Source organism: Chitinophaga varians, from assembly GCF_014529945.1.
Classification (GTDB): Bacteria; Bacteroidota; Bacteroidia; order Chitinophagales; family Chitinophagaceae; genus Chitinophaga; species Chitinophaga varians.
The window spans coordinates 237,455-264,333 of sequence record NZ_JACVFB010000005.1; the positions used below are offsets into that span (position 1 = coordinate 237,455).

The 26,879-nt window shown below is 49.0% G+C and carries 23 protein-coding genes; 10 read left to right on the forward strand and 13 right to left on the reverse strand.

What is annotated here, in order from left to right; genetic code table 11:
• Positions 1–51: 51 nt before the first annotated feature.
• On the forward strand, positions 52–1,809 hold the full coding sequence (locus ICL55_RS24485; protein WP_188102403.1) for a DUF4091 domain-containing protein: 1,758 nt from the start codon (positions 52–54) through the stop codon (positions 1,807–1,809).
• Between the two features lie 88 nt (positions 1,810–1,897).
• On the opposite strand, the gene ftsZ is transcribed toward ICL55_RS24485, so the two are convergent.
• The 13 genes from ftsZ to mraZ all read right to left on the reverse strand — a co-directional run bounded on the left by ftsZ (position 1,898) and on the right by mraZ (position 18,617).
• On the reverse strand, positions 1,898–3,754 hold the full coding sequence (gene ftsZ / locus ICL55_RS24490) for a cell division protein FtsZ (RefSeq protein ID WP_188102405.1): 1,857 nt from the start codon (positions 3,752–3,754) through the stop codon (positions 1,898–1,900).
• Positions 3,755–3,926: 172 nt separating this feature from the next.
• Complete coding sequence (gene ftsA / locus ICL55_RS24495) at positions 3,927–5,330, reverse strand: cell division protein FtsA (RefSeq protein WP_188102407.1); 1,404 nt, start codon at positions 5,328–5,330, stop codon at positions 3,927–3,929.
• Positions 5,327–6,436: a cell division protein FtsQ/DivIB gene (locus ICL55_RS24500; RefSeq protein WP_188102410.1), complete on the reverse strand. Its 1,110-nt coding sequence runs from the start codon at positions 6,434–6,436 to the stop codon at positions 5,327–5,329. The genes ftsA and ICL55_RS24500 overlap by 4 nt, the downstream gene beginning before the upstream one ends.
• 12 nt (positions 6,437–6,448) lie before the next feature.
• A complete protein-coding gene (gene murC, locus ICL55_RS24505; RefSeq protein ID WP_188102412.1) occupies positions 6,449–7,798 on the reverse strand; it encodes a UDP-N-acetylmuramate--L-alanine ligase in 1,350 nt (449 codons plus the stop codon).
• A gap of 28 nt (positions 7,799–7,826) precedes the next feature.
• A complete protein-coding gene (gene murG, locus ICL55_RS24510) occupies positions 7,827–8,918 on the reverse strand; it encodes an undecaprenyldiphospho-muramoylpentapeptide beta-N-acetylglucosaminyltransferase (protein WP_188102414.1) in 1,092 nt (363 codons plus the stop codon).
• A gap of 46 nt (positions 8,919–8,964) precedes the next feature.
• On the reverse strand, positions 8,965–10,164 hold the full coding sequence (locus ICL55_RS24515) for an FtsW/RodA/SpoVE family cell cycle protein (RefSeq protein WP_188102416.1): 1,200 nt from the start codon (positions 10,162–10,164) through the stop codon (positions 8,965–8,967).
• Positions 10,165–10,226: 62 nt separating this feature from the next.
• Complete coding sequence (murD, locus tag ICL55_RS24520) at positions 10,227–11,567, reverse strand: UDP-N-acetylmuramoyl-L-alanine--D-glutamate ligase (RefSeq protein WP_188102418.1); 1,341 nt, start codon at positions 11,565–11,567, stop codon at positions 10,227–10,229.
• A 38-nt stretch (positions 11,568–11,605) separates the two neighbouring features.
• On the reverse strand, positions 11,606–12,865 hold the full coding sequence (gene mraY, locus ICL55_RS24525; RefSeq protein WP_188102420.1) for a phospho-N-acetylmuramoyl-pentapeptide-transferase: 1,260 nt from the start codon (positions 12,863–12,865) through the stop codon (positions 11,606–11,608).
• Positions 12,866–12,957: 92 nt separating this feature from the next.
• Positions 12,958–14,424, reverse strand: a complete 1,467-nt coding sequence (locus ICL55_RS24530; protein ID WP_188102422.1) for a UDP-N-acetylmuramoyl-L-alanyl-D-glutamate--2,6-diaminopimelate ligase — start codon at positions 14,422–14,424, stop codon at positions 12,958–12,960.
• Positions 14,425–16,530: a penicillin-binding transpeptidase domain-containing protein gene (locus tag ICL55_RS24535; RefSeq protein WP_188102424.1), complete on the reverse strand. Its 2,106-nt coding sequence runs from the start codon at positions 16,528–16,530 to the stop codon at positions 14,425–14,427. It lies immediately after the preceding gene.
• A gap of 212 nt (positions 16,531–16,742) precedes the next feature.
• Positions 16,743–17,123, reverse strand: a complete 381-nt coding sequence (locus ICL55_RS24540; protein ID WP_343067866.1) for an FtsL-like putative cell division protein — start codon at positions 17,121–17,123, stop codon at positions 16,743–16,745.
• Positions 17,124–17,226: 103 nt separating this feature from the next.
• Positions 17,227–18,138, reverse strand: coding sequence for a 16S rRNA (cytosine(1402)-N(4))-methyltransferase RsmH (rsmH, locus tag ICL55_RS24545; protein ID WP_188102426.1), 912 nt, complete (start codon positions 18,136–18,138; stop codon positions 17,227–17,229).
• An 11-nt stretch (positions 18,139–18,149) separates the two neighbouring features.
• Positions 18,150–18,617 (reverse strand): division/cell wall cluster transcriptional repressor MraZ, encoded by a 468-nt coding sequence (mraZ, locus tag ICL55_RS24550; protein ID WP_168870029.1) that lies wholly within the window; start codon positions 18,615–18,617, stop codon positions 18,150–18,152.
• 513 nt (positions 18,618–19,130) lie between these two features.
• On the opposite strand from mraZ, the gene ICL55_RS24555 reads away from it, so the two are divergent.
• The 9 genes from ICL55_RS24555 (at position 19,131) to ICL55_RS24595 (ending at position 26,844) form a co-directional block, all read left to right on the forward strand.
• Entirely contained in the window at positions 19,131–19,964 is an 834-nt protein-coding gene (locus ICL55_RS24555; RefSeq protein ID WP_188102429.1) for an outer membrane protein assembly factor BamD, read from the forward strand.
• Positions 19,933–20,274 carry a DNA-directed RNA polymerase subunit omega gene (locus ICL55_RS24560; RefSeq protein ID WP_078668842.1) on the forward strand — a complete coding sequence of 114 codons (342 nt, stop codon included), beginning with the start codon at positions 19,933–19,935 and terminating at the stop codon, positions 20,272–20,274. Before ICL55_RS24555 ends, ICL55_RS24560 begins: the two co-directional genes overlap by 32 nt.
• Positions 20,275–20,369: 95 nt before the next feature.
• The gene (coaBC, locus tag ICL55_RS24565) at positions 20,370–21,593 is read left to right on the forward strand and encodes a bifunctional phosphopantothenoylcysteine decarboxylase/phosphopantothenate--cysteine ligase CoaBC (protein WP_223151583.1); all 1,224 of its coding nucleotides are present in this window, start codon (positions 20,370–20,372) and stop codon (positions 21,591–21,593) included.
• Positions 21,586–22,512, forward strand: coding sequence for a type IX secretion system protein PorD (gene porD, locus ICL55_RS24570; RefSeq protein ID WP_188102432.1), 927 nt, complete (start codon positions 21,586–21,588; stop codon positions 22,510–22,512). Before coaBC ends, porD begins: the two co-directional genes overlap by 8 nt.
• 43 nt (positions 22,513–22,555) lie before the next feature.
• A complete protein-coding gene (locus tag ICL55_RS24575) occupies positions 22,556–23,035 on the forward strand; it encodes a DUF4296 domain-containing protein (RefSeq protein ID WP_188102434.1) in 480 nt (159 codons plus the stop codon).
• Positions 23,036–23,057: 22 nt separating this feature from the next.
• On the forward strand, positions 23,058–23,750 hold the full coding sequence (locus ICL55_RS24580) for a CoA transferase subunit A (RefSeq protein WP_188102437.1): 693 nt from the start codon (positions 23,058–23,060) through the stop codon (positions 23,748–23,750).
• A 47-nt stretch (positions 23,751–23,797) separates the two neighbouring features.
• Positions 23,798–24,454: a 3-oxoacid CoA-transferase subunit B gene (locus ICL55_RS24585; protein WP_188102439.1), complete on the forward strand. Its 657-nt coding sequence runs from the start codon at positions 23,798–23,800 to the stop codon at positions 24,452–24,454.
• 244 nt (positions 24,455–24,698) lie between these two features.
• Positions 24,699–25,538 carry an aminotransferase class IV gene (locus ICL55_RS24590; protein ID WP_188102442.1) on the forward strand — a complete coding sequence of 280 codons (840 nt, stop codon included), beginning with the start codon at positions 24,699–24,701 and terminating at the stop codon, positions 25,536–25,538.
• A gap of 1 nt (position 25,539) precedes the next feature.
• Positions 25,540–26,844 (forward strand): cryptochrome/photolyase family protein, encoded by a 1,305-nt coding sequence (locus ICL55_RS24595; protein WP_188102445.1) that lies wholly within the window; start codon positions 25,540–25,542, stop codon positions 26,842–26,844.
• The last annotated feature ends 35 nt before the right edge of the window (positions 26,845–26,879 follow it).

Below are 26,879 nucleotides of genomic sequence, written 5' to 3' on the forward strand. Positions count from 1 at the left end.
TAATAAACCCAATAACCAAATCTCAAAATATCAAAATTTCTAAATTATTGTATGGTGAACAAATTTTTTGGCGTGCTGGTATTACTGGCATTGCAACAAAACGTATGGGCCCAAAGTGGTCCGGCCGGTGATTATCAGGAGATACCTGATCCCAGACCGGTCAACAAAGCTTCCTGGGAAGCTGTCAAGGGCGACCAGCTCCACGTTGCCTTTGGTTCCAAAGATATCCGTTATGAAAAGAGGAATGCACCCGATCCGCAAAGCCTGGCAGCCTCCTGGAACGCCAAAGCCTGGAAAGGCGAACGGATACATACCCAATTGCTGATCTGGACTACTCGTCCGCTTACCAATGTCACGGTTACCTCCGGCGCGCTGCAGGGCGGCAAAGGCACTACCATCCCAGCCTTCGCGATCACCACAGGCTTTGTGAGGTATGTCATGACCGATGAGTTGAATAAAGACGGCAGCGGTTGCGGTTATCGTAAACCGGAGAATTTCGATTCCTCCCTGGTAGCTGACGGTATTGACATCCTGCGCGCCAAAGACATCGCTGCCAATCAAACGCAGCCCGTGTGGCTGAGTATTCAGGTACCTGCCGGCACCACTCCCGGCGTGTACAAAGGCACGGTGAAAATCAACGCGGGTGGCGCCGTCAGCAGTCTGCCTTATGAAGTAGAAGTAGTAAATCATACCCTGCCGGCACCGAAAGACTGGAAATTCCATCTGGACCTCTGGCAGAGCCCCGACGCCATAGCCCGCATGTACAACGTAAAACCATGGAGCGAAGCCCATTTTAAGGCGATGACGCCTTATATGCAGATGCTGGCCAATGCTGGTCAGAAATGTATCACCGCCACGCTCATTTACGACCCATGGAACAGCCAGACAGAAGATGTGTATGGCAGCATGATAAAATGGACTAAAAAGAAAAACGGTACCTGGTCTTTTGATTACACCATCTTCGACAAATGGGTGGAATATATGATGGGCCTGGGTATTAAAAAGGAAATCAACTGCTACAGCATGATTCCCTGGAACCTGAAGTTCTATTATTATGACGAAGCCAAAGGCAAGGACACGCTGCTGATCGCCAAGCCCGGCTCTCCGGAGTATGCCGCACACTGGCAGCCTATGCTGAATGATTTTGTCAAACACCTGAAAGCCAAAGGCTGGTTCAATATTACCACTATTGCCATGGACGAGCGTCCTATGGCAGACATGCAGCAGGCGCTGGCCCTCATCCGCAAGGCGGATAAAGACTTTAAACTGTCGCTCGCAGGCAGCTATCATGCGCCGCTGGACAAGGATATTTATGATTTCTGCGTGGCCTCTAAAGAGCCTTTTCCGGATGAAGTGCTACAGGCAAGGCTGAAGAAAGGCTGGCCTACCACTTTCTATACCTGCTGTACAGAAGGTTTTCCTAACACCTTTACTTTTTCACCTCCGGGAGAAGCTGCCTTTATGGGCTGGCATGCGGCTTACAAAGGATACACCGGTTATCTGCGCTGGGCTTACAACTGCTGGGTAAAAGCACCGCTGCAGGATAGCCGTTTCCGTGCCTGGGCGGCAGGAGACACGTATTTCGTATATCCGGGACCGCGGTCATCTATCCGCTTTGAGCGGCTGGTAGAAGGTGTGCAGGATTATGAGAAGATCCGTATACTGCGGGAGGAATTCACGAAAACCAATAACCGGGAAGGGTTGAGTAAACTGGAAAAGATGTTATCACCATTTGATATCAACGCTCCGAAAAACACGCCGGCCGGTGATTTGGTGAAGGCGGCCCAACAAACACTGAATACTTTATAAAAAGAAAAATCCTCCGGGGAACCGGAGGATTTTCTTTTAACACAACTAAAAAACAATCAAATGTCCGAATGGAATATCTCTATGTTCATCAATCGGGCTTCTTCCCATCTAAAAATGTATTGATAGTATTTATTTCAGTGTGATTGTTCTGGCCCGGATCGCTCACGGTATAGTTGGAATAGAAGTGTTCGGCGGAGCCGGCACCATTTTCCAGGGCTATGTTACGACGCAGGTAGGCCGGAACATTTTCAATTTCCGCATTGTTGTCCATGTTCTTCACGTTGAAGCTGATGCTGCGCAGTTTAGCTACTCTTTCAGCTTGTTTACGTTTTTGCTCTTCCAGTTCTTCATAGGAAGAGTGTTGCATGGGCACTTCCGGAGGCAACGGATTGCCTGGTTCTTCTTCTCTGTACACCATTTTCATTTCCGGGGGCGTAGGCGTGCTGCCTGGCTCCACGTAGATGTTAGCCGGACGGTTCAGGTAACCACCTGCTGCGCTGCCGCCCTGTGGCTGTATTACGTTCACATTAGGCTGAACAGGTTGTTGCACATGTTGCGGCTGCACAGGCTGTTGTACGTGTTGCTGTTGTTGCGGCACGTGCTGCTGTGGCTGCGGAATGTGCTGTTGGACCGGTTGTTGTTGAATCGGTTGCTGTTGCACCGGCAGGTGTTGTTCCTGAGCGGGTTGCGGCTGCTGGGCGGGGATCTGTTGTACGTTCAGTACATAGTTCTGCCTTGCAGGAGCAATGGGCGCCTGTTGTTGTGGTTGCGGAGGAGTATATCCGGTAGCAGGTTCAGGATGGGATACTACAGGTTCCATCAGGCGCGGGGCCATCAGGTCCTGTGGTTCCTGGAACAGGAGACCCTGAGACTGCTGGATGTTCATTTTTTTCTCATCGCCGTCTTTACCCAGTTGCATCACGATTTTAGGTTCGGTGCGTTCCGGGGTGGAAGGGGTCATTTTCATCTGCTGGATGGGTTTCTGTTCGAAGCCGGTAGCGATGATCGTAACGCCCAGTTTACGGTCCAGTGTCTGGTCGTAGCCCACACCGAGGATCACGTCGCAATCCTCGCCTGCCTGGCTTTGTACGTAGGCCTGGATGATATCCATTTCATCGAGGGTGTGTTCGAATTCACCTTCAGAAGAAGAGATATTGATGAGGATCCATTTAGCGCCACGGATATCGTTGTCGTTCAGCAGCGGAGAAGTCAATGCATCTTCGATCGCACGTTGAGCGCGGTTTTCACCTTCAGCGATAGAAGCACCGAGGATCGCCACGCCACCGTTACGCATAACGGTGCATACGTCGGCAAAGTCCACGTTGATCTGACCGGTGGAGTTGATCACATCGGTGATACATTTGGCAGCGGTAGCCAGTACGTTGTCCGCTTTTTCGAAAGCGGCCTTAAACTTCAGGTCACCGAATTTCTGTCTTAATTTATCGTTGGAGATGATCAGCAGGGTATCCACATACTCTTTCAGGCGTTGTACGCCTTCATCAGCCTGCAGCATTCTCTTTTTTCCTTCGTAAGAAAACGGGGTGGTAACAATACCAACGGTCAGAATACCCAGTTCCTTGCATATCCGCGCGATGATAGGAGCGCCACCGGTACCGGTGCCACCGCCCATACCGGCAGTGATGAAGGCCATTTTGGTATTCACCTCCAGTATTTTTTTGATTTCTTCAAAGGACTCTTCTGTTGCCTGCTTACCAATTTCGGGATTGGCGCCGGCACCAAGGCCCTGTGTGAGGTGTGGTCCCAACTGTATTTTGTTGGGCACAGGACTGTTGGCAATAGCCTGAGCATCGGTATTGCAGATAATAAAATTCACCCCTTCAATGCGCTGGCTATACATATGATTCACCGCATTACTTCCACCGCCACCAATGCCGATGACCTTGATGATAGAAGATTTTTCCTTAGGAAGATCAAAATGTATCATGACTCTATACTTTTATGGGTTAGTATGGATAATTAATAATGAACATGTTCGGTGTTATAAGCGTGTATTCTTTGCCGTTAATATGGTTCATTTGTCCTATCATTATTAATTATCGATCTTAATTCTTATATATTAAACGTTTGCAGTTCACAACAATTGCGCCATTTCACATTTACAGTTTTGCATCTTCTTCTTCTGTAAACATGTCAATGATCTTCGTTTTCATTTTATCCAGGAAATTCTTCAGGGAAGCATTCCTTTCTTTGGCTTTTCTGTCCTGTATTTCCTGAGTAGTGGGGCCTTCTTCCTCCCATTCTTCCTGTTGGGCTACCGACTGAGCGGCTTGTTCTTTCGCGAGGTAACTGGTATTAATTTTTATATAATTTTCTTCCAGTGATTTACGGTCATTTTCGAAATCGTTGTAGCCTTTGAGGATCAATCCTACGCAGGTCGCATACATGGGTTTGGTCAGCTCCTCATCGAACAGGCCGCTGGCCAGGTGTTCGTTGGGGAAACCGATGCGTGCGCTGGCGCCGGTAGTGTATTCTGTCAGCTGGATCAGGTGTTTCAGCTGAGAACCGCCACCGGTGAGGATAATACCACCATTCAGCATTTTATTGTCCATCCCGATCTGTTTAAGGTGATATACTACGAAATCGAGTATTTCACTCATACGGGCCTGGATGATATGTGCCAGGTTTTTAACGGAGATTTCTTTGGGGCTTTGTCCGCGTAAACCAGGGATAGTGATATAAGCATTGCTTTTAGCTTCATCGGCCAGTGCATAACCGAATTGGACTTTCATCTGTTCGGCCTGTGTTTTTAATACGCCCAGACCGTTTTTGATATCGTTGGTAATATTTTCGCCACCATAGGGAATAACAGCCGTGTGTTTCAGGATGCCTTCGTAGAACACCGCCAGGTCGGTGGTACCACCGCCAATGTCTACAATGGCCACCCCTGCTTCAAAGTCCATATCGCACATCACAGCTGCGGCAGAAGCCAGCGGCTGCAGTACGAGGTCGCGGATTTTAAGCCCGGATTTTTCCACGCTGCGGTTAATGTTGCGGATGGCGTTTTTATCGCCGGTGATGATATGGAAGTTGGCGCCCACCTTCACACCGGACATACCGATAGGATAGGTGATGTTTTGCAAACTGTCCACAATATATTGCTGAGGGATCACATCAATGATCTGATCACTCGCGGGAATGACGGTTTTATACTGATCATTGATCAGCTGGTCAATATCTTTCTGGGATATTTCCGCGTCAACATCATTGCGGACAATATCACCACGGGTTTGCAAACTTTTGATATGATGACCGGCGATGCCGACATATACTTCATTGATTTCCAGGTGGGGGCTGGAAGCATAACAGTTTTCCAGGGCTTGCCTGATCGCTTTAATAGTCTGGTCAATGTTCAGCACCATTCCATGCTGCACACCAAACGATGTAGCTTTACCGAATCCCAGGATTTCCAGTTTCCCGTATTCATTCTTCCGTCCTGCTATGGCAGCAATCTTCGTAGTTCCGATGTCGAGACCTACAATGATGGGAGCTTCCTGATTCATGGCGTTGTTTGTTTTTTTGATGTGTTAACAGATTTATTCCCTGGCTTATACACTGCTTTAGGTTGTTGCTTGGGCGGCGCCGCTTTCTGTGGTTTAGCTTTCTTCTCTGGCGCTTTTGCCGTCGCTTTGTGGTGGGCAGCTGCGGGTTTAGCCGCTGGTTTCGCTGCCGGTTTTTCGGCCGGTTTGGCAGCCACCGTTGGATGTTCCGGTGGTTTTGCTGCCGTTGTTTTCTCTGCGCTGTCTTCACTTTCCGCGATGGGCGCTTCGTCAGGCACAAACTGTTTGACCGAGTCTTTGGGTATCACCGGTTGCAACGGTGCTACACCATCCTTACGCGTACATACGACTTCATTCTCAAAAGCGATGTTGATGCGTGAATAATTATTCCAACCTACCTTATTCAGTCCTTCCTTGTAAAAAGCCAGCAGTTTGGTGAATTTTTTTTCAATGTCGGCACCGTCTCCGAAAACGATCACCTGATCGCCCAGTTTCGGTATGAATTCAAACTTCCTGTCGGGTGTGACCATCAGCTGTTCTACCTGCGCCATCCAGAAAGGGTCTTTGCCGATAAAACGGCCCATGTCCACTATCTGGGCAGCCAGCAGGCTGTCTGTCCGTTGCAGCTTGTCGGCATCTGTGGGGAAACCGGTAAATACCGGTACCCTGGCGGCGTAGCGGGATGATACCGGTATACGCTCTGCTGCTTCGTCGAGATAAAAGCTGTTGCCCGAAAAGGTGAACACCCTTGCTACCGGTTCCCGCTGTGTTACTTTAATATGCAGTTCCTGTTTGCTGTTGAAATAGATCTCTGCATTTTTAACCCATGGGTCCTGGTCTACCACTGCTTCCAGTGTCCGGATGTTGATATCCCGGATCGGTTTGCCTACCGGGTTCAGTGCCTTGTCTTTCGTCAACAACGACCGGATATCTTTGGATTCAATGAAGAAGTTATCGTCCTTCCCTTCAAACTTCACCTGAATGCCTTTGCAGATACCAGATTCCTTGTCGTTATTAGCTGCCGCCAGGAGGATAATAAAGCCGGTTACCGCCAGCACCCAAAGGAGCAGCGCACCCAGTCTTTTTAATATCGTCGTGGTTTTAGCCAATGTTTTTTCTGTTTAGTGAAGCAGTTGACTGATCGGTTCTTTTAACTGGTCAATATCGCCTGCCCCGGCTGTTATTAATAACGGGACGGGTGTTTTCTTCAGCCAGTCCAGTACTTCTTCTTTTTGCATGATCTGCACCGGTACGGTGATCTTTGCTTTCAGTATCTCGCTGGTAACGCCTTCAATTGGCAGTTCCCTCGCGGGATAGATAGGCAGGAGGACCACTTCATCCGCCAGTGAAAGACTTTCCGCGAAGCCATCCGCCAGGTCACGGGTGCGGGTGAACAGATGCGGCTGGAATATCACGGTGCAGCGCCTGCCGGGGAACAATGCTTTCGCACTGGTGATCAGTGCGCGCAGCTCTTCCGGATGGTGAGCGTAATCATCGATATACACCTGATGATCGTTCTTGATCACATATTCAAAGCGTCTTTTGATACCTTTGAAACTTTCCACTGCTGCTCTGATCTTATCAGCGCTGATGCCCAGCAAATGCGCTACGGTAATGGCTGCTACCGCGTTTTCAACATTGTGCATGCCACCGATGTGCAATCGGATGTTGTCGATCATCCAGTCCTGCTGCATCACATCAAACTCATATCCACCGTTGATCATCCGTATGTTGGCAGCGTATACGTTGGCAGCGTCGTTTTGTAAACTGTACAGCAGTTTGTTGTCTGCTTTCAGCTCATTTCCGCGATGCAGGCCGAACTTAGCAATCAGCGTGCCATTGGGCTTTATATTGTGCGTATAAGTGATAAATGCTTCTTCCATGGCCTCCGGTGTGCCGTAAATATCCAGGTGGTCTGCATCCATGGCAGTCAGTATCGCGATATCCGGACTTAATTTCAGGAAGGAGCGATCGTACTCGTCTGCTTCAATCACCGCCACTTGTTTATCGCTGCTCCAGAAATTTTTGCCGTAGTTAACGCTGATGCCGCCCAGGAAAGCGTTACAGCCATATCCGCTGTCGGTAAGGAGGTGCGCGATCATGGTGGAAACGGTGGTTTTACCATGCGTGCCCGCTACCGTGATGGCGAACAGTGATTTGGTAATTTCCTGCAAAACATCGCTGCGTTTCACCACTTCAAAGCCATGGTCCCGGTACCATTTCAGTTCTTCATGGGTAGCGGGGATGGCCGGCGTATATACGACCAGGTTAGCCTTTTGGTCCAGTGCATGGATATCGTCAGTATAATGGATCTGCATACCCTCTGCCTCCAACTGCCTTGTCAGTGCTGTTGGGGTACGGTCATAGCCGCTTACTGCCACTCCTTTCTCATGGAAGAAGCGGGCGATGGCGCTCATGCCGATACCGCCGATGCCGATGAAATAAACCCGTTGTATGTTGTTCAAATCCATATGAATCCTAAATCCCTAAATATCAAAATCAAAAAATGTTTATCACTTCTCTGGCAATCACCATATCTGCGTTGGGATTACCCAGTTCGCCGATATTTTTCTCCAGTTGTTCCATCAGCGCCCTGTTTTGCAGAAGGCTGAACAGTACGGAGGAAAGCTGTGCTCCTACCTCGTCGTTTTTGATCATCAGGCCAGCCTTTTTGTTCACCAGGTTCATGGCGTTGGAAGTCTGATGATCTTCCGCAGCAAAAGGGTACGGCACAAAGATGACCGGTTTTTTCACCACACAGAGCTCGGCGATGGCCAGTGCGCCTGCGCGTGAGAGTACCACGTCTGCTGCTTTGTAGGCGAAGTCCATCACGTTGATGAACTCATGCACTTTAATATGGCTGCTGTATGGTGCAGCCGCAGCTTTGGCGGTTTCGTAGTAAGGCTTGCCGGTTTGCCAGATCAGTTGCAGGTCTTTCTGCACCAGCGTGGGCAGCAACGGCTGCAACGCTTCGTTGATCGATTTGGCGCCCAGGCTGCCACCTACGGCGAAGATGGTTTGTTTCTGACTGCTCAGTCCAAAGTGCTGCAGGGCATCTTCTTTCGTAACGGCGGATTGTGTGATGTTGTTCCTGACAGGATTGCCGGTGAAAACAATCTTGTCTGCCGGAAAAAATTTGTCCATGCCATCATAAGCCACACAGATCTTTTTAGCGTGTTTACCCAGTATCTTATTGGTTTTGCCTGCAAAAGAATTCTGTTCCTGTATGAGCGTCGGAATACCATTTTTCTGTGCCCTTCTCAGCATGGGGAAGCTGGCATAACCACCAACACCCACTACTGCATCCGGTTTAAATTCGGCCAGGATGTTTTTGGCCTGCCGGAGACTTTTCCAGATTTTGAAAGGCAGCAGTATGTTTTTAAAAATATTGCTGCGGTTAAAGCCTGCTATTTCCAATCCTTTGATGGGATAACCTGCCTGCGGTACTTTTTCCATTTCCATTTTACCGACGGCGCCCACGAAGAGGATGTCAATATCCGGCTGGATTTTCTTCAACGCATTGGCAATCGCTATCGCCGGGAAGATATGTCCTCCCGTGCCTCCACCTGCTATAATCACTTTGCGTTGCATGTTCTTCAGTTACGATTGATATTCTGTCTGTTTATATAAATACGCTTTAAGCTACTGCTGCGTTTTCTGCATTGGCAGCCATTACGCGTTCGAGTCTTTCTTTTTCTGCCTGTTTTCCTTCCATTTCTTCTACGTTGCGGGCCACGCTCAGGATAATGCCGATGGCCATGCTGGTGAAGAGTACGGAGGAACCACCCATGCTGACCAGCGGGAGCGGCAACCCGGTTACGGGAAACAGCTGTACGTTTACCGCCATGTTGGTCAACGCCTGTATTACCAGTGTTACGCTGAGTCCCAGTGCCAGGAAGGCGCCGAAGGCATACGGACATTTTTTGTATATCCGGATACAGCGCAGCAGCAGTAACATGTAAGCTGCCAATATCAGGAACGCGCCCATCAGCCCATATTCTTCGATGATGGTAGCGTAGATATAATCAGAGTAGGCGTGTGGCAAAAAGTTACGTTGTGTACTGTTGCCGGGACCTTTTCCGAGTACGCCGCCGCCTGCGATGGCGATGTTGGCCTGTTGTACCTGATAGGGTACTTCTGTGTGGTCATCATTCATGAAGCTGTCCAACCGCTTTTCCCATGTTTTGGTACGCATCTCCATTCCGGAGATTTTAGCGATGGCAAACATCAGTACGATAGCCAGTGCTCCTGCGGCCACCATTCCGGCGAGGAACCTCACCGGTACCCTGCCAATGAAACAGAGCAGCATGCAGCTGGCCATTAACAGCAAAGCCGTGCTCATATTGGCCGGCATGATGAGTACGCAGATAATGCCTACTGGTATGATGATGGGCAGAAACCCTTTTTTAAAATCGTTGATCACATGCTGCCTTCTCGACAACTGCCGGCTGACATACATGAAGATGGCCAGCTTGGCAACGTCCGATGTCTGGAAGGTCAGATTGATGATCGGTAGCCGTATCCATCTGCTGGCGTCGTTGATATGCGAACCGAATGCCAGCGTATAAACCAGCAGTGGTATTGATATCAGGAAGCCTACCTGTGCCACCCGCGAGTAAATGGTATAGTTCACCCGGTGAGCAAAGTAGATGATCACCAGTCCCATTCCCAGTACGATGAGCTGCTTCAGAAGATAATACTCCGTATGGCCGCCCCGTTCGCGGTAGGCAAGTGAGCCGGTTGCACTATATACAGCCAGCAGGCTCACCAGCGATAGAAAAATTACTATCGTCCAGATGACCTTATCGCCTTTTGTTCTATAGAGCAATCCGTTCATATTGTTAATAATTTCGTTTTATCGTTTCCGTTATTCAACCCTTTTACCAGCAACCCCGGTGTTTACAACGCTTTCACTGCCTCTTTAAATTTCCGGCCCCTGTCTTCGTAGTTTTTAAACAGATCGAAGCTGGCGCAGGCGGGAGAAAGCATGACCACATCGCCTTTGGTGGCTTGGGCAAAAGCTTCGCGTACGGCGTCCATCATGCTGGAAGTGCTGATCATCACGGGCGTATCTTTTGATAACGCGTCAATGATCGGTGTGTTGTCCACGCCCATGCAAATAATGGCTTTTACTTTTTCTTTCACCAGGTCGCGGATAGCGGAGTAATCGTTGCCTTTGTCCACACCGCCCATGATCAGTACGATGGGTTTTTCAATGCTTTCGAGGGCAAACCATACAGAATTAACGTTGGTAGCTTTGCTGTCATTGATAAAATCCACGCCTTTTACAGTTGTCACATATTCCATCCGGTGTTCGAGGCTTTTGAAGGAAGCCAGGCTTTCGCGGATTTTTTCCTTTCTAATATCCATGGTTCTGCCTGCAATTGCTGCTGCCATCGAATTATACAGATTGTGTTTCCCTTTTAGCGCCAGGTCATACATCGACATGATGACCGGCTCTCCGTCAACCAGTATTTGCAACTGCTCGTTGGCGATAGAACCGCCTTCTTTCAGTGGTTTCATGATGGTAAAAGGTATTAATGTTGAATAAATGGGTTGCTGCGCCAAATGCTGCATGATCTCCGGATCGTCCATACAATAAACGAAGGCATCTTCTTTTGTCTGGTTCATCGCGATCCTGAACTTGGAGGCTACATAATTTTCCATTTTGTAGTCGTACCGGTCCAGGTGATCAGGCGTAATGTTGAGCAGGATAGCAACGTTGGGTTTGAATTCCACGATGTCATCCAGCTGAAAGCTGCTGATTTCAATCACATAATACTCCGCCGGTGCGGTTGCCACCTGCCTGGCATAGCTTACGCCAATGTTGCCGACCATGGCCACGTCCAGTCCTGCCGTTTTGAAAATGTGGTAGGTGAGGGCGGTGGTGGTGCTTTTGCCGTTGCTGCCGGTGATGGCAATAATCTTTTTACCTTTTGAAAAACGGTAGGCCAGTTCAATTTCGGAGATGACGGGTACGCCTTTCTCGCGTACTTTTTTCATCAGCTCGGTTTTTTCAGGGATACCCGGACTTTTGACGATTTCGTCTGATCCCAGTATTATGTCCCACGAGTGATGGCCTTCTTCGAAAGGAATATGGTTTACCGCCAGTTCCTGTTTATAGTTGTCTTTGATAGTGCCGCCTTCAGACACAAAAACATCATACCCTTGCTGTTTTCCCAGCAAAGCTGCTCCTATCCCGCTTTCTCCTGCTCCTAATATGATGAGTTTATGCGCCATTTTCGTATATACTTCTTTGTTAGTTTTTTAGTTTTTAATTATCTCATTTTCAGTGTCGCGATCGTAAATACCACACACATGATGGTGATGATCCAGAAGCGTACGGATATTTTACTTTCGTGATAGCCGAGTTTCTGATAGTGGTGGTGCAGGGGCGACATTTTCAGGATGCGCCGGCCTTCACCGTATTTTTTCTTGGTGTATTTGAAGTAAGACACCTGCAGCATGACTGACAGCAGTTCTACGAGGAATACACCGCAGAAGATGGGGATCAGCAGCTCTTTACGCACGATAAATGCCAGTGCCGCGATGATACCACCCAGTGCCAGGCTGCCGGTATCGCCCATGAATACCTGCGCCGGATAAGCGTTGTACCAGAGGAAGCCCACACATGCGCCCACAAAGGCGGCGATGAAGATGGACAGTTCACCCAGGTTAGGGATGTACATGATGTTGAGGTACTCCGCAAACTGAATGTTACCCGATACATAAGCAAAAATGCCGAGACATATTCCTATGATACCCGACACCCCTGTGGCTAGTCCGTCCAGTCCGTCCGTTATGTTTGCGCCGTTGGATACGGCGGTAATGATAAAGATGACGATCAGGATGTAGACGATGAACGTGTATTTTTCTGCGCCGGGGATCCAGGAAATCAGCTTGGCGTAGTTGAATTCGTGGTTCTTAACGAACGGGATGGTGGTGATGGGTGTTTTCACATCCGCAAACCGTTGACCATCGCGGGTCACCCTTTCCGGGTGATTGGTGAGGCGTCTTTCATAAGGCGCCAGTTTCTGCGTGTTCATCAGCTCACGCGACACTACCACGTCGTTATTGAAATACAGGGTGGTGCCCACGATGAGGCCCAGTCCTATCTGTCCGAGTATTTTAAAGCGGCCGGCCAGCCCTTCCTTGTTCTTTTTGAAGACTTTAATATAGTCGTCCACGAAACCGATGAGGCCTAACCATACGGTGCAAAGCAGTACCAGCCAGATATACACATTCGCTACCTGCGCAAACAGGAGGGTAGGGATGATGATGGCTGCGAGGATGATGAGGCCGCCCATGGTAGGGGTGCCCTTCTTGGTGTTTTCACCCTGAAGGCCCAGCTCGCGGATCGTTTCTCCGATTTGTTTACGCTGCAGGAATCTGATGATACGTTTACCCAATAACAGGGAGATGACCAGCGACAGCAACAGGGCCATCGTTACCCGGAAGGTGATAAACTGGAACATACCACCACCCATGATGCTGATCTTAAATTCTGTTTTCAGGTAATTTAAAAAATAATATAACATATGTTTTAGTCGGAGCCTCCCCGTCCGCCTCATTTGGACAGGTGGCTTTTAAGTCATTGAGTTATTAAGTATTTAGTTTCGTTCCGTTAAAATTATTTGTCGAGCAGCCTCATTACTTCTTCCAGCACTTGTTTATCATCGAAGGGATGTTTCACCCCTTTGATTTCCTGGTATTTCTCGTGTCCTTTTCCGGCTACGAGGATGATGTCTTCTTTTCCGGCGAGGGTTACGGCTGTTTTGATCGCTTCCCTGCGGTCGGTAATGGAGATCACTCTTTTTTTCAGGTGTACCGGCACCCCTGCTTCCATTTCGCGGATAATCGCTTCCGGTTCTTCGGAGCGGGGATTATCGGAAGTGAAGATGACCCGGTCGCTGCTGTCTGTTGCTACCGCTGCCATGACAGGCCTTTTAGCCGTATCACGGTCGCCGCCGCAGCCTACCACTGTGATGACCTGTTCATGTCCTTTGCGCAGGTTTTTGATGGTGGCCAGCACGTTTTTCAGGGCATCAGGTGTGTGGGCGTAGTCCACAATAGCGATGATCTGGTCGTGTGCAGACACGATATAGTCGAAGCGGCCTTCCGCGCCCTGGATATTACTGAGGGCGCGCAGCACCGTGGCTTTGTCCTGTCCCAGCAATACAGCTGCACCGTATACTGCCAGCAGGTTGTAGGCGTTAAACTCACCGATCAGGCGGAAGTGCACTTCCGTGTCGCCCACCTGCATGATCAGTCCGGTGAGATTGTTTTCCAGGATTTTACCCTTGAAATCAGCCAGTGTACGCAGACTATAAGTGGCCTTGCGGGCTTTGGTGTTTTGCAGCATCACCATGCCTCTTTTGTCGTCGAGGTTGGTGAGGGCAAAAGCGGTGGCCGGCAGGTTGTCAAAGAATGCTTTTTTTACCCGGATGTATTCATCAAATGTTTTGTGATAATCCAGGTGATCATGGGTGATATTGCTGAAGATGCCGCCGGCGAATTTCAGTCCCGCCACCCGTTGCTGATGGATCGCATGGGAGCTCACTTCCATGAAGGCATACAGGCATCCTTCCTCTACCATCCGGGCCAGCAGTGCGTTGAGGCTGATGGGGTCCGGGGTGGTGTGGGTAGATGGTATCACGGCATCGCCTATCTGGTTTTGCACGGTGGACAGCAGTCCGCAGTGATAGCCCAGTTGAGAGAACAAACGGAACAGGATGGTGGCGATGGTTGTTTTTCCGTTGGTACCGGTTACGCCTACCAGCTGTAGTTTGTGGGAAGGGTTATCATAGAAGTTGCCTGCTATGATGCCGCTTGCCTGGGCGCTGTTGTCTGCCTGTACATAGGTGACGGTGTCCAGCAGCACTTCCGGCATGGTTTCACAGATGACGGCTGCAGCTCCCTGTGCGATGGCTTTGTCGATGTACTGATGGCCATCGGTGTGTACTCCTTTCACGGCAATGAAGGCATCGCCGGGTCCTACGGACCTGGAATCAATAGCGGGCGCGTTCACGGTGATATCGGTATTACCGTGTACGGCCCTGATGCCTACATTGTATAATATGTCGCGCAGCGTCTTCATCTAGCTCAGTTCTATTACGATAGTTTGTTCGTTTCCTATTTTGGTGCCACCGGGGAGTGATTGTGTTTTCACTTTACCGGCGCCTTTTACCACTACGCGCAGTCCTGCATTTTCGAGCAGGTACAGTGCGTCTTTGAGTCCCATTCCCGTTACATTGGGCACGGCGCCTTTCGCCTGGGAGAGCTGTTGGAAGCTTACTTTCCGGTTGCTCACGCTGGGGCTTACCCAGCTGTTATTGGCGATCGTGCCGCTGATGGGCATCTGCAGGGTTTTAAGTATCTGTTTCCATTCGCCGCCTTTTCCGTTTTTCAGGGCCAGGAGGGTGTCCAGTTGTACGTTTGCCTGCATGGGTTTCTGTTTTTCCACAGCGATGGCATAGAGTTTATCAGCCACTTCGCGGAACACAGGGCCTGCCACGTTAGCGCCATAAAAGCGCAGGGCATGCGGTTTATTTCTGATCACCACCACACAGGTGTACTGTGGGTCATTAGCGGGGAAGTACCCTGCAAATGAGGATTGGTAGATCTTGTCGGCATAACCGCGGCTGCCGTTGGCCACCAGGGCGGTACCGGTTTTAGCTGCGAAGCTGTAATAGGGGTTGGCCAGTTTTCTGGCGGTGCCGTCTATTGCCACTCCTTCGAGCATGGACTGTACCTGCTTCAGGGTACTGTTGGTGCAGATGCTGTCCAGCAGTACGGTGGGCTCAAACTGTTTAACTACCTGGCCATATTCCTGTATGGAGTTGACGAGGTAGGGTTTCATCATTTTACCGTTGTTGGCCACTGCATTGTATAGCATACAGGTTTGCAGCGGGCTTATCAGCACTTCATACCCGAAAGCCATCCAGGGCAGTGACGTGTTGCTCCATGTTTTGGAGCTGGTGGTTTTAATCACCGGATGGCCTTCCCCCACCAGGTCGATGCCCGTGTTCTGGTCGAGCCTGAGTTTTTTCAGGTTTGCCACGAACTTGTTGGGCTGTCTGCCATAATGTTGGACGGCCAGTTTAGCCATTGCCACATTGGAGCTGAGCTCAAATGCGTGTTTGATGGTCACGTTCTGGGGGCCGGGATGCGGTTCGGAATCGAATACCGTTCTGCGTCCAACCTGCCAGCGTCCGCCGTCCATGTTGACCATCGTGTTCATGGAGGCGTATTTATCTTCCAGCACAGAGATGACGGTGGCCAGTTTAAAAGTGGAACCTGGTTCGCCTACCTGCAGTGCATAGTTCATATCTTCCCAGTAGCTGCCATCTGTTTGTCTGCCCAGATTGGCGATCGCTTTGATTTTTCCTGTTTTCACTTCCATCAGGATACAGGTACCGTGGACTGCTTCATTTTGCACCATCATGTTCATGAGGGCTGTTTCCACGATGTCCTGCATGTTTACGTCGAGGGTGGTCACCACATCGCGGCCGTTTTCCGGTTCGATGTCATATCCTTCCACGGGAACGTATGTACCACCGGCGATGCGGCGCATGAGCCTTTTACCGGTCACCCCTTTCAGGTATTCGTTATAGGTCCTTTCCAGTCCTACGCTCTGCGAGTTTTCGCGGGGCAGTCCGATGGTCCTGTTGGCCAGCAGTTTAAAGGGGTTGATGCGTTTGCTTTTGCTTTCCGCGATCATACCGCCTTTGTTTTTGCCGAGGCGGAACATGGGGAAGGCGCGCATTTGCTGGTACTGGTTAAAGGGCACGTTTCTTTTTAGGAGAAAATAGCGGTCCTTTGATTTGTAGCCTTCCTGAAGCATATCTGCATAAGCGGCTTTGCTGCGGTCGCCGAACATCTGGGAGAGGGACAGGGACAGGGAGTCGAGATTTTCCCGGAACACTTTCCCTTTTTTGTCCCGCAGGCCGTCGGCTGCGAAGTCTATCCGTATATCAAAATACGGGATGGAGGTAGACAGCATTCTGCCTTCCTCCGAATAGATGGTGCCTCTTTCCGCGTCGAGCGCTACGTAGCCGGTGTGCAGGCTGTCAGCCATATTGCGCCAATAGCTGCCTTTCACGTTTTGGATGTAAAAGACTTTTGCCAGGATGGCGACGCCGAAGAGCGCCATGCCGATCAGGCACAAATACACTCGCCACAATATGTCTTTTTTTACGTCCACGTTCCGGCTGTTTAGCTTTAAGCTTTTAGCGGTATAACTTCCAGGGTTTTAGTTGCCGGGAAAGCGACTAAGGCTAAAAGCTAAGGGCCAAGAGCTAAAAAAGATACCTGACGCTGGCTGCTATTTATATGAGATGCTTGCCATTTGTTTTTACCAGCATCCCCGTCCTGTAATTGTTTCAGGCGGGCAGCATCAGGTACCAGTATTGAATGTTATTTTTCGTTTTCTTTTTTCAACACTATTTTCTGTGGAGGGGAGCTGAGTTGTTTAAGGCCCAGTTGCTCTACAGATTTGCTGACTTCACTCATTTTGCTGCGAAACATGAGCTCACTCTTCACGTTGATGTATTCCCACTTAAGCTCTTTTATTTCTTTGCCAAGCTGATTAATGCGGCGTATTTTTTTTTCAGCGAGGTGGCTGTTAGCGATATAGATCAATGCCAGAACAGCGAGGAAGCCGATATAGGGCAGGTTTTGTACCAACGCTCTGTAGTTGATACGGAGCCGCCATTCCCTTTTCGGTTCTTTCACCGGTGTACTTTCGGTACCGGTAGGTTCTTCCTGGTTTGTTTCTATAACTTCTTCCTGCAACACGCGCTATGCTTTTTTAATAAATTGACAATATAAAATTGAAAAGCAAATCACAACAGATGTGTATAGGATAGGATAGGAGCTGGATGATAGGGTATTAACCGTATCATGCTGTTTTTTCGGCCACCCGCAGTTTTGCGCTTCTCGATCTGCCGTTGAGCTTTAGTTCTGCATCGCTGGCGGTTACCGGTTTTTTTGTGATTAATCTGAACAATTTAGGGGGTGTTTCCTTTCCAAACGGATCTTCCGGTGCTTCCTCGAAACTGCCTGTCTTCATAAAATTCTTTACCAGCCTGTCTTCCAGCGAGTGGAAGGTAATGATGGCCACTCTCCCTCCTGGTTTTAACACATTGGCGGACTGGGTGAGCAAATCTTTTAAGGCGCCCAGTTCATCGTTGACGGCTATTCTTAGTGCCTGAAACACCTGTGCGAGGTATTTCTGCGGGTTGCCTTTTACGATGGGCTGGATCACGGATTTAAATTCCGCGATGGTGCGCATGGGGTGTGTTTTTCTTTGCCGTACAATGGTTTGTGCCAGGGTTTTGGCGTTGGTCACTTCTCCATATTCCTGGAACAGGAGTTGTAACCGGGCTTCGCCCCAGGTGGCCAGAATCTGGGCCGCAGTGAGGGTAGTCCGGGTGTCCATCCGCATGTCCAGATCGCCGTTAAAGCGGATGCTGAATCCTCTTTCGGCGGTATCGAACTGGTGTGAAGACACGCCCAGATCTGCCAGTATGCCGTCTACCTGTTCCGCTTTATGTAACTTCAGAAAACGTTGCAGGTGCCGGAAATTTTGTTGTACAAATGTTACACGGTCATCGATGATTCGGTTACGGTATGCATCCTCATCCTGATCAAATACAATCAGTCGTCCTTTTTCGCCCAGTTTCTCCAGTATGGCCCGGGAATGTCCTCCGCCTCCAAACGTGGCGTCCACATAGGTCCCTTCCGGGTTAATGTGTAACAGCTCCGTTGTCTCCTGCAGCAGAACGGGTAGGTGATATTGTTGTTCGCCCATATTGCTCCAGTTTAAATTGAAATGTTGTTGTCTCCTCCTCCCATTACCTGTTGAGCCAGATCACTGAAGGCCCCTGGTGAGAAATTTTCAAAGAACTCCTGGTATTTACCTTTATCCCAGATCTCGATTTTATTGGATGCTGCTGCCAGCACAATGTCTTTTTCCATGTTTGCGTACGACAGCAGGTTTTTCGGTACCAGCAGTCTTCCTGCGCTGTCCAGTTCCAGAATGGTCGCCCCATTGAGGAAGTAGCGCCTAAATTCCCGCACTTTCGGGTCAAAATCGTTCAGCTTGCTGATACGTTCGAAAATGGGCTGCCACTCGTTCATGGGATACAGTGACAAACATTTTTCAAAGCCTCTGTTGATGACAAACTGTCCCCCGGCGGCTTCTGACAACTGCTTTTTGAATCCGGCAGGTAACAGAAAACGTCCTTTTGCGTCCAGCGTAGCCTCATATTCGCCTAGAAAACCTGTCATACCATGGGGCAAAGTACTTGAAAAACCATTTTCTAACACAAAATAACACTTTTTCCCACTTTTTAACGAAAAAATACTTTATAAATTTTTTCCACAGGAGAACATGGCCTGCCGCAGCGGGTTTGGACCACCTTTATGCACCTTTTTTGCGCAAGGGATATCAGATGGTGTGGATAATGTGTGAATATGTGTTAATATCGTGTGTGTAACCTGTTAAAAACGCAACAGGACTGATATTGCCAGGGGTAAAATGACTGCAGCTTTTTTTCAGCAACGCGAATGAATGTTTTTTTTACAAATAGGATTAAATTATAATTCGATACCTCTGCGCTGATATTTTTTTGACAATATCCGGCGGTTTTTTATTTTCGGCAGGTAAGCGGCAAAAGGAATCATTTCTTCGGTAAAATGTCCCGACTCAGCGATTTAACGGCCTCTTTTGCAAAATTTTAACAGCAATGAAAATCTCTTCGCCTTACATTTACATTTAATTCTTAATTTTGCCACTCTTTTATGCGGAAATTTTTATTGTATAGCAGTCTCCTTGCGCTGATCGTGGTCGCTTCTTCCTGTAACAATGAACTGAGAAGAATCGAAAAAAGCAACAACTTCGAGAAGAAGCTGGCGTATGCTGACAAATTGTACTCGAAGAAAAAATACAATACGGCGCAAACACTGTATCAGGACCTCCTGCAGGTGTATAAAGGCACTGAGAAGTTTGAAGGCCTGTATTATAACTACGCATACTGTTCCTACTACGTGAAGGACTATGTTCAGGCAGCTTTCCATTTCAAAAACTACCTCGACGTATTCCCCAACAGCCCCAGAGCGGTGGAAATCGACTATATGCAGGCATACTGCTATTATAAGCAGTCACCCAAAGTATCGCTGGACCAGACCAACACCATGAAGGCCATCGCCCAGATGCAAACCTTCATCAATAACTACCCGCAGGCAGAAAAAGTACCGGAAGCCAATCTGGTAATCGAACTCTGCCGCAGGAAGCTGGAACTCAAAGAGTTCAACAGCGCCGAACTGTACTATAACCTGGGCTTTTACAAAGCGGCCGGTATCGCCTTCAAAAACCTGATGCGCAACTACCCCGACTCTGACAAAAGCGACGGCTACAAGATAATGGCCATCCGCGCCTACTACAACTATGCTAAAAACAGCATAGAAGAAAAACAAAAGGAACGCTACGAGACCGTTGTCAGCGAATACATGGACTTCGCAGACCACTATCCCAACAGCAAATTGAAGGCGGATGCCGAAAAATTTTATACCTTAGCGCAAAACAATATTAAATCACTGGAAAATGAGCAAAATAAAGAGAAGTCTAACCAGTAGTCTTAATCCCTGGGTAGAAACCAAAAATACTACCGATATTAAGAACCGGACCGGTAATTTATATGAGTCTATTGCCGTGATAGCCAAACGCGCCAATCAGATCAATATTTCCGTGAAAGAGGAGCTCCATTCCAAGCTGGAAGAGTTTGCCAGTCATACTGACAACCTCGAAGAAGTACACGAAAACAAGGAGCAGATCGAGATTTCCCGCTTTTACGAAAGGCTGGCAAATCCTGCTATCCAGGCTACTCAGGAATTCCTGGACAATAAAATTTATTTCCGCAAGAACGACGACGACCTGTTCAGCTAATCCGCCACACATTATTTTGTGAGGTGCGTGATTGCGAAAAATAAAAATATTAATTTCATGGCGGCAGATTCAATTCTGCCGCTTTTTTTATATCTATGGACGATATCAAAATACTACAAGGAAAGAAAATCCTGTTGGGCGTGTCCGGCAGCATTGCTGCCTATAAAGCCGCTACCCTCATCCGGCTGCTCGTGAAGGAAGGCGCCCTCGTGAAGGTAGTGATGACACCGGCAGCGGCTGACTTCATCACGCCACTGACCCTCGCCACCCTCTCCAAAAACGAAGTACCGCTCCATATCAGCGACCATAACAGCTGGAACAACCACGTCATGCTCGGCCGCTGGGCCGATGTGATGCTGATTGCACCCGCTTCTGCCAATACCATCGCCAAAATGGCCAACGGCCTGTGCGATAACCTCCTGCTGGCCACCTACTTATCCGCTACCTGCCCGGTACTCTATGCACCAGCTATGGACGAAGACATGTGGAAACATCCGGCTACCCGCGCCAATGTGGCACGCCTCCGCGAATACGGCCATACGCAGATACCCGTGGCTGCCGGTGAACTGGCCAGCGGCCTCGTGGGAGAAGGACGCATGGCGGAACCGGAAAATATCGTCGCCCTGCTGCGCCGCCACTTCAGCCAGGTGGCCGGTGCCCGTAAACCACTCGATGGCAAAATAGCCGTCGTAACAGCCGGCCCTACGATCGAACATATTGACCCGGTAAGATATATCAGCAACCACTCCAGCGGTAAAATGGGCATCGCGATTGCCGAAGCCCTCGCCGATGCCGGCGCCCAGGTGAAACTGGTGCTGGGACCCACTAACCAAACCACGCACCACAGCGGTATCGATATCATCCCGGTACAATCTGCCGATGATATGTTCCGCAGCGTAATCGCGGTATACCCACTGTCGGATATTGTAGTGGCGGCAGCTGCCGTGGCCGACTACCGCCCGGCACAGGTGGCAGACAAAAAAATCAAAAAAGGAGAAGATAAGTTCAGCATCGCCCTGGAGAAAACACACGATATCCTCCGGACACTGGGCAACAATAAAGGTCCGCAGCAACTGTTGGTGGGCTTCTCCCTGGAAACAAACAACGAAAGGGAGTACGCCCTGAAGAAACTGCGCGACAAAAATCTGGATATGATCGTGATGAACTCCCTCGCCGACCCGGGCGCCGGATTCAACTACGATACCAATAAAGTGACCCTGTTCGACAACAGGGGAAAAGAACGTGACATCCCCCTCAAATCCAAACAGGAAGTAGCCAGGGATATTGTTTCTGCTATAATAGAACTGCAACATGCGTAACCGCTTCCCCTTCGCCCTGCTGCTGGCAGGTATTTTCGTTTTCACGGCCAACTGCCTGCAGGCGCAGGAGATCAGGGCTAACGTGACCGTAGTGGCCAACCAGGTCCAGGGTGTTGACCGGAAAGTGTTTACCACGCTGCAAACAGCCCTCAGGGAATTTCTCAACAACCGCCACTGGACAGATGATGCCTTTACGCCGGCAGAAAGAATTGAATGCAACTTCCTGCTGAACATAACAGGCGTGACAGGGGAAAACATGTACAAGGCTTCCCTCACCATACAGGCTACCCGCCCGGTGTTTAACAGCAGCTATGTGACCAGCCTGCTGAACACGCAGGACAACAACGTGGCCTTTCGTTACGTAGAATTCCAACAGCTGGAATTCAGCGACAACCGCGTAGTGGGCAACGATCCCATGGCTTCCAATCTCACCGCCATCATGGCGTATTACGTGAATATCGTTCTCGGATTGGACTACGATTCGTTCTCTCCCCGCGGCGGTGACGTCTATTTCAAAAAAGCGCTCAATATTGTCAACAACGCGCCGGATGGAAAAGACATCTCCGGATGGAAAGCTTTCGAAGGTACCCGCAACCGTTACTGGTTGCAGGATAACCTCCTGAATGCCAAATTCCTCAACTTCCATGATGTGATGTACCAGTATCACCGCAACGGACTGGACGTGATGTACGAAGACGTTAACAGAGGCCGTGCGGCCATTATGAACTGCCTCAACCTGCTGTATGCCATTCATCAGGACATACCCAACTCCATGTTGATGCAGACATTCTACTCCGCCAAGGCCGATGAACTGCAGAAGATATTTTCCAAGGCCATGCCACAGGAGAAAATGAGGGCGGCCGAATTACTGGCCCAGATGGATGTGCCCAACGCACAGAAATATCAGCAGATGAAATAACAGCCGGTGATCATCTCCGGACACAACAATTTTTTAGAAAAGAATGAACAACCGTTTTAAAGCGCTCGTAGCAGGACTCGTATTTTTGATGGCAGCTTGTGGTGATCCGGGCAATGTCCCCAAGGAGTATATCCAGAAGGATAAAATGAGCAAGATCCTGGTAGACATGACCCTGGCAGACGCCTATGGCAACGAAGTGAGCGCGCTGACTACACCCCTGCCTGATTCTGTCAGACTGGAAAAAGTAAAGATCTACTACAAACAGATACTGGACCTGCACCACGTGTCCGTAAAGGAATTCATGACCAGTTATAATTGGTATGAAAGTCACCCGGACCGGATGAAAGACGTGTTTGAAAAAGTGCAGGCAGATATCGCTATCAGAAAAAATAAACTAGGCAATCCGGTGGAAGAAAACGCGCCTGTAAGGCACCGCCTGAAAAGCTTTTTCCCCAACGCAGACAAAGCTTTCCTGTTACCCGCTTCCGATACGGTACGCCCCTTTATCAAGCGACAGCCATAAGATCAATATAAAACACCAAAACATGAACAAAGTAGTAGCAAATGCAGACGAAGCCATAAGGGACATCCGGGATGGCGCGGTGGTAATGCTGGGGGGATTTGGTTTGTGTGGTATTCCGGAAAACTGTATCGCAGCGCTGGTCAGAAAGGGCGTAAAAGAACTGACCTGTATTTCCAACAATGCCGGAGTCGACGACTTTGGATTAGGCATGTTGTTGAAAACCCGTCAGATCCGCAAGATGATGTCTTCCTACGTAGGGGAAAACGCAGAATTTGAAAGACAGCTGCTGGCCGGCGAACTGGAGGTAGACCTGATCCCGCAGGGTACCCTCGCCACCCGCATACAGATGGCCGGTATGGGCATCCCCGCTTTTTTCACCCCCGCCGGTTATGGCACTGAAGTGGCCGCCGGTAAAGAAACCCGCGAATTCAACGGCAAAAACTATCTCATGGAGATGGCACTGCATGCCGATTTTGCTATCGTGAAAGCCTGGAAAGGAGATACCATGGGCAATCTGGTATTCCGTAAAACCACCCGCAATTTCAGTACCTCCATGGCCAAAGCCGGTAATATCACCATCGCGGAGGTAGAGGAACTGGTACAGCCGGGTGAACTGGACCCCGATCACATCCACGTACCGGGAATCTATGTGCACCGCATCTTTGCAGGCTCCGACTATGAAAAACGGATAGAACGCAGGACCGTACAGATGTAACGGTAACGACTACACGTTATTATTCCACTTTCCAAAATCAGTATGTTATGCCTCTCGATAAATTTGGTATCGCCAAAAGAATAGCAAAGGAGTTAAAAGATGGTATGTATGTCAACCTGGGTATCGGTATTCCCACACTGGTAGCCAATTACATCCCTGCCGGGATTTCTATTATGCTGCAGTCTGAAAACGGTATGCTCGGTATGGGCCCGTACCCGTCTGCCGATGATATAGATCCGGACCTGATCAACGCCGGTAAGGAAACGGTGACTCTCCTGCCCGGTGGCAGTTTCTTCGATTCTGCCGAAAGCTTCGGCATGATCCGCGCCGGCAAAGTAGATCTCACCGTATTGGGCGCTATGGAAGTAGCCGACAATGGTGATATCGCCAACTGGAAAATACCCGGTAAAATGGTGAAGGGCATGGGCGGCGCGATGGACCTGGTAGCTGCGGCCAAGAATATTATTGTGGCCATGATGCACACCAATCCTAAAGGAGAGAGCAAACTGCTGTCTGCCTGTACACTGCCGTTGACCGGTGTCAACTGCGTTAAAAAAATTGTGACGGACCTCGCGGTGCTGGAAGTTACCCCCGACGGTTTCCGCCTGCTGGAACGTGCTCCGGACGTGAGCGTGGAAGAAATCAAAGCCAAAACTGCCGGCAGGTTGATTGTGGAGGGAGATATTCCTGTAGTAGCGATTTAAAATAACTGAATACATGAGTGGCCCGCCTGATAATTTTCCGGCGGGCTTTTTTTATGCTCATATATTTAATTTAACGTCTATGTTACTCCATGGGTGAATGAGTGTTTTTTCTGTGATTACCCTGCCTGATTTTAACGTTTCCTTTTTGTTCGATTACCGCTATGGTTGCGGCGAATCCCTAAAAAGAGGTCGCTGAAATGACAAAATAATTGGGTAACTTACACTTTGCTAAACACAGTTCGAGGTGCAAGTTGGTTTTCTTTGTTATAATGGTAAGTTTTACTCTTCCGGTGACCCGATTTTTACAGCAGACAACCGTTCTTTTCGTTATGGGGACGGCTGCTTTGAAACAATGCGGGTGCATCAGGGAGAAGTAGTATTGAGCGATTTACATTTTGAACGCTTACTTGCCAGCCTGCATCTGCTGCATTTTGATATTCCGTCCCATTTCACGAAAGCTTTTTTCCTCCGTCAGATAACAGACCTGTGCCACAAAAATAACCTGACCCATATGGCACGGGTGAGGTTCTCCGTATTCCGCGCTGATGGCGGATTATATGAGCCGATCAATAATCTTCCGTGTTATCTCATACAGGCATGGGAATTGAGCAGTACCGTACTGGAACTGAATGAAAACGGACTCGTGTTGGACATCTTCCCGGATGCCAGAAAAACCAGTGATAAATTCTCTTCCATTAAATCCAATAACTGTCTCCCTTATGTGATGGGCGCCATGTATGGCAAACAACACGGCTTCAATGAAGTACTGTTGCTTAATCAATATGGCCGGGTGGCAGACAGTACCATCGCTAATGTTTTTATGGTGCATCATAAAACCATTTACACACCACCGCTTTCGGAAGGTTGTGTTTGCGGCGTGATGCGCAAGCATCTGCTAAATTCAGAATTACCCTTTAAAATAGAGGAAAAGCCACTCACTATCGAAGACCTGGAAAATGCAGATGAAATATTTCTGACCAATGCTATACAGGGCGTACGCTGGGTAGGTCTTTTCCGTGACAGCAGCTATGGCAACGCCACTGCTGCTATTTTACACGAAGTACTGTTTGATGGTAAAGTCTAGTATGAAACCTGCTGTTAATCTTTGCTGGCTCCGCCGCGATCTGCGGCTGAATGACCAGGCTGCTTTATATCATGCGTTAAAAGGCGACCGTCCGGTGGTCCCCGTTTTTGTGTTTGATGCCCAGATACTGGACGACCTGGAAGAGAAAGCAGACCATCGCGTGATATTTATTCACCAAACGCTGGAAGCGCTGCAACAACAACTCACGGCTGCCGGCACTACCCTGGATGTTTTTTACGGAACACCGGAAGCAGCATTTAACCACTGGACAGCACGGTACGATGTGCAGAAAGTATTTACCAACAACGATTATGAACCGTATGCCCGTGAGCGTGATACTGCTATCGCCAAACTGTTAAAGGAAAAAGAGATTTCTTTTCACAGCTATAAAGACCAGGTCATTTTTGAAAAGAAAGAAGTCTTAAAAGATAACGGTGACCCCTATACGATATTTACCCCTTACAGTAAAAGATGGCTGGCCACGCTGACACCATTTTATTACAAGCCTTATCCGGTGGAGAAGTATACAGACAACTGGTATCAGCAGGCGCCGCTGAAAATACCTTCACTGAAAACAATGGGATTTAAGGCTGTCAAAGTCACCTTTCCGCCAGCCGATATTCCGGAAAAAATTATCAGCCACTATGATAAAACCCATGATATTCCTGCCATACCAGGCACTTCGCACCTGGGGGTGCATTTACGCTTTGGTACCATCAGCATCCGGGAACTGGTAAAAAAGGCACTGGACGACAACGAGACGTTTTTGAAAGAACTGATCTGGCGGGAGTTTTTCCAGATGATATTGTGGCATTTTCCGGAGGTGCAGCATGCTTCCTTCAAAAAAGAATATGATCGCATTCCATGGCGGAACAATGAAAAGGAATTTGAACGCTGGTGTCAGGGACAGACAGGCTATCCCATTGTAGATGCCGGGATGCGTGAACTGAATACCACCGGTTTCATGCACAACAGGGTGAGGATGATCACCGCCAGCTTTCTCACCAAACACCTGTTAATCGACTGGCGCTGGGGGGAAGCTTATTTTGCCGCTAAGCTATTGGATTACGACCTGGCTTCCAATAATGGTAACTGGCAATGGGCCGCTGGCTGCGGTTGCGATGCAGCGCCTTATTTCAGGGTATTCAATCCAACGTTACAGACACAGAAGTTTGACAAGGACCTGCATTATATCCGTCAGTGGGTACCGGAGCTGGATGATTTTTCTTATCCCCGGCCAATGGTGGAACATGATGCGGCGAGGAAGCGTGCGCTGGAGGTGTATGGGAAGGCGCTTGCCCGGTGATCACGCAAAGGCGCATAAGCAGCAAAGACACAAAG

Excerpts from the sequence above, each read along its gene's own strand:
- ICL55_RS24485 (WP_188102403.1), top strand. The coding sequence starts at position 52 with ATGGTGAACAAATTTTTTGGCGTGCTGGTATTACTGGCATTGCAACAA.
- ftsZ (WP_188102405.1), bottom strand. The coding sequence starts at position 3,754 with ATGATACATTTTGATCTTCCTAAGGAAAAATCTTCTATCATCAAGGTC.
- ftsA (WP_188102407.1), bottom strand. The coding sequence starts at position 5,330 with ATGAATCAGGAAGCTCCCATCATTGTAGGTCTCGACATCGGAACTACG.
- murC (WP_188102412.1), bottom strand. The coding sequence starts at position 7,798 with ATGGATTTGAACAACATACAACGGGTTTATTTCATCGGCATCGGCGGT.
- murG (WP_188102414.1), bottom strand. The coding sequence starts at position 8,918 with ATGCAACGCAAAGTGATTATAGCAGGTGGAGGCACGGGAGGACATATC.
- ICL55_RS24515 (WP_188102416.1), bottom strand. The coding sequence starts at position 10,164 with ATGAACGGATTGCTCTATAGAACAAAAGGCGATAAGGTCATCTGGACG.
- murD (WP_188102418.1), bottom strand. The coding sequence starts at position 11,567 with ATGGCGCATAAACTCATCATATTAGGAGCAGGAGAAAGCGGGATAGGA.
- mraY (WP_188102420.1), bottom strand. The coding sequence starts at position 12,865 with ATGTTATATTATTTTTTAAATTACCTGAAAACAGAATTTAAGATCAGC.
- ICL55_RS24530 (WP_188102422.1), bottom strand. The coding sequence starts at position 14,424 with ATGAAGACGCTGCGCGACATATTATACAATGTAGGCATCAGGGCCGTA.
- rsmH (WP_188102426.1), bottom strand. The coding sequence starts at position 18,138 with ATGGGCGAACAACAATATCACCTACCCGTTCTGCTGCAGGAGACAACG.
- mraZ (WP_168870029.1), bottom strand. The coding sequence starts at position 18,617 with ATGACAGGTTTTCTAGGCGAATATGAGGCTACGCTGGACGCAAAAGGA.
- ICL55_RS24555 (WP_188102429.1), top strand. The coding sequence starts at position 19,131 with ATGCGGAAATTTTTATTGTATAGCAGTCTCCTTGCGCTGATCGTGGTC.
- ICL55_RS24560 (WP_078668842.1), top strand. The coding sequence starts at position 19,933 with ATGAGCAAAATAAAGAGAAGTCTAACCAGTAGTCTTAATCCCTGGGTA.
- coaBC (WP_223151583.1), top strand. The coding sequence starts at position 20,370 with ATGGACGATATCAAAATACTACAAGGAAAGAAAATCCTGTTGGGCGTG.
- porD (WP_188102432.1), top strand. The coding sequence starts at position 21,586 with ATGCGTAACCGCTTCCCCTTCGCCCTGCTGCTGGCAGGTATTTTCGTT.
- ICL55_RS24575 (WP_188102434.1), top strand. The coding sequence starts at position 22,556 with ATGAACAACCGTTTTAAAGCGCTCGTAGCAGGACTCGTATTTTTGATG.
- ICL55_RS24580 (WP_188102437.1), top strand. The coding sequence starts at position 23,058 with ATGAACAAAGTAGTAGCAAATGCAGACGAAGCCATAAGGGACATCCGG.
- ICL55_RS24585 (WP_188102439.1), top strand. The coding sequence starts at position 23,798 with ATGCCTCTCGATAAATTTGGTATCGCCAAAAGAATAGCAAAGGAGTTA.
- ICL55_RS24595 (WP_188102445.1), top strand. The coding sequence starts at position 25,540 with ATGAAACCTGCTGTTAATCTTTGCTGGCTCCGCCGCGATCTGCGGCTG.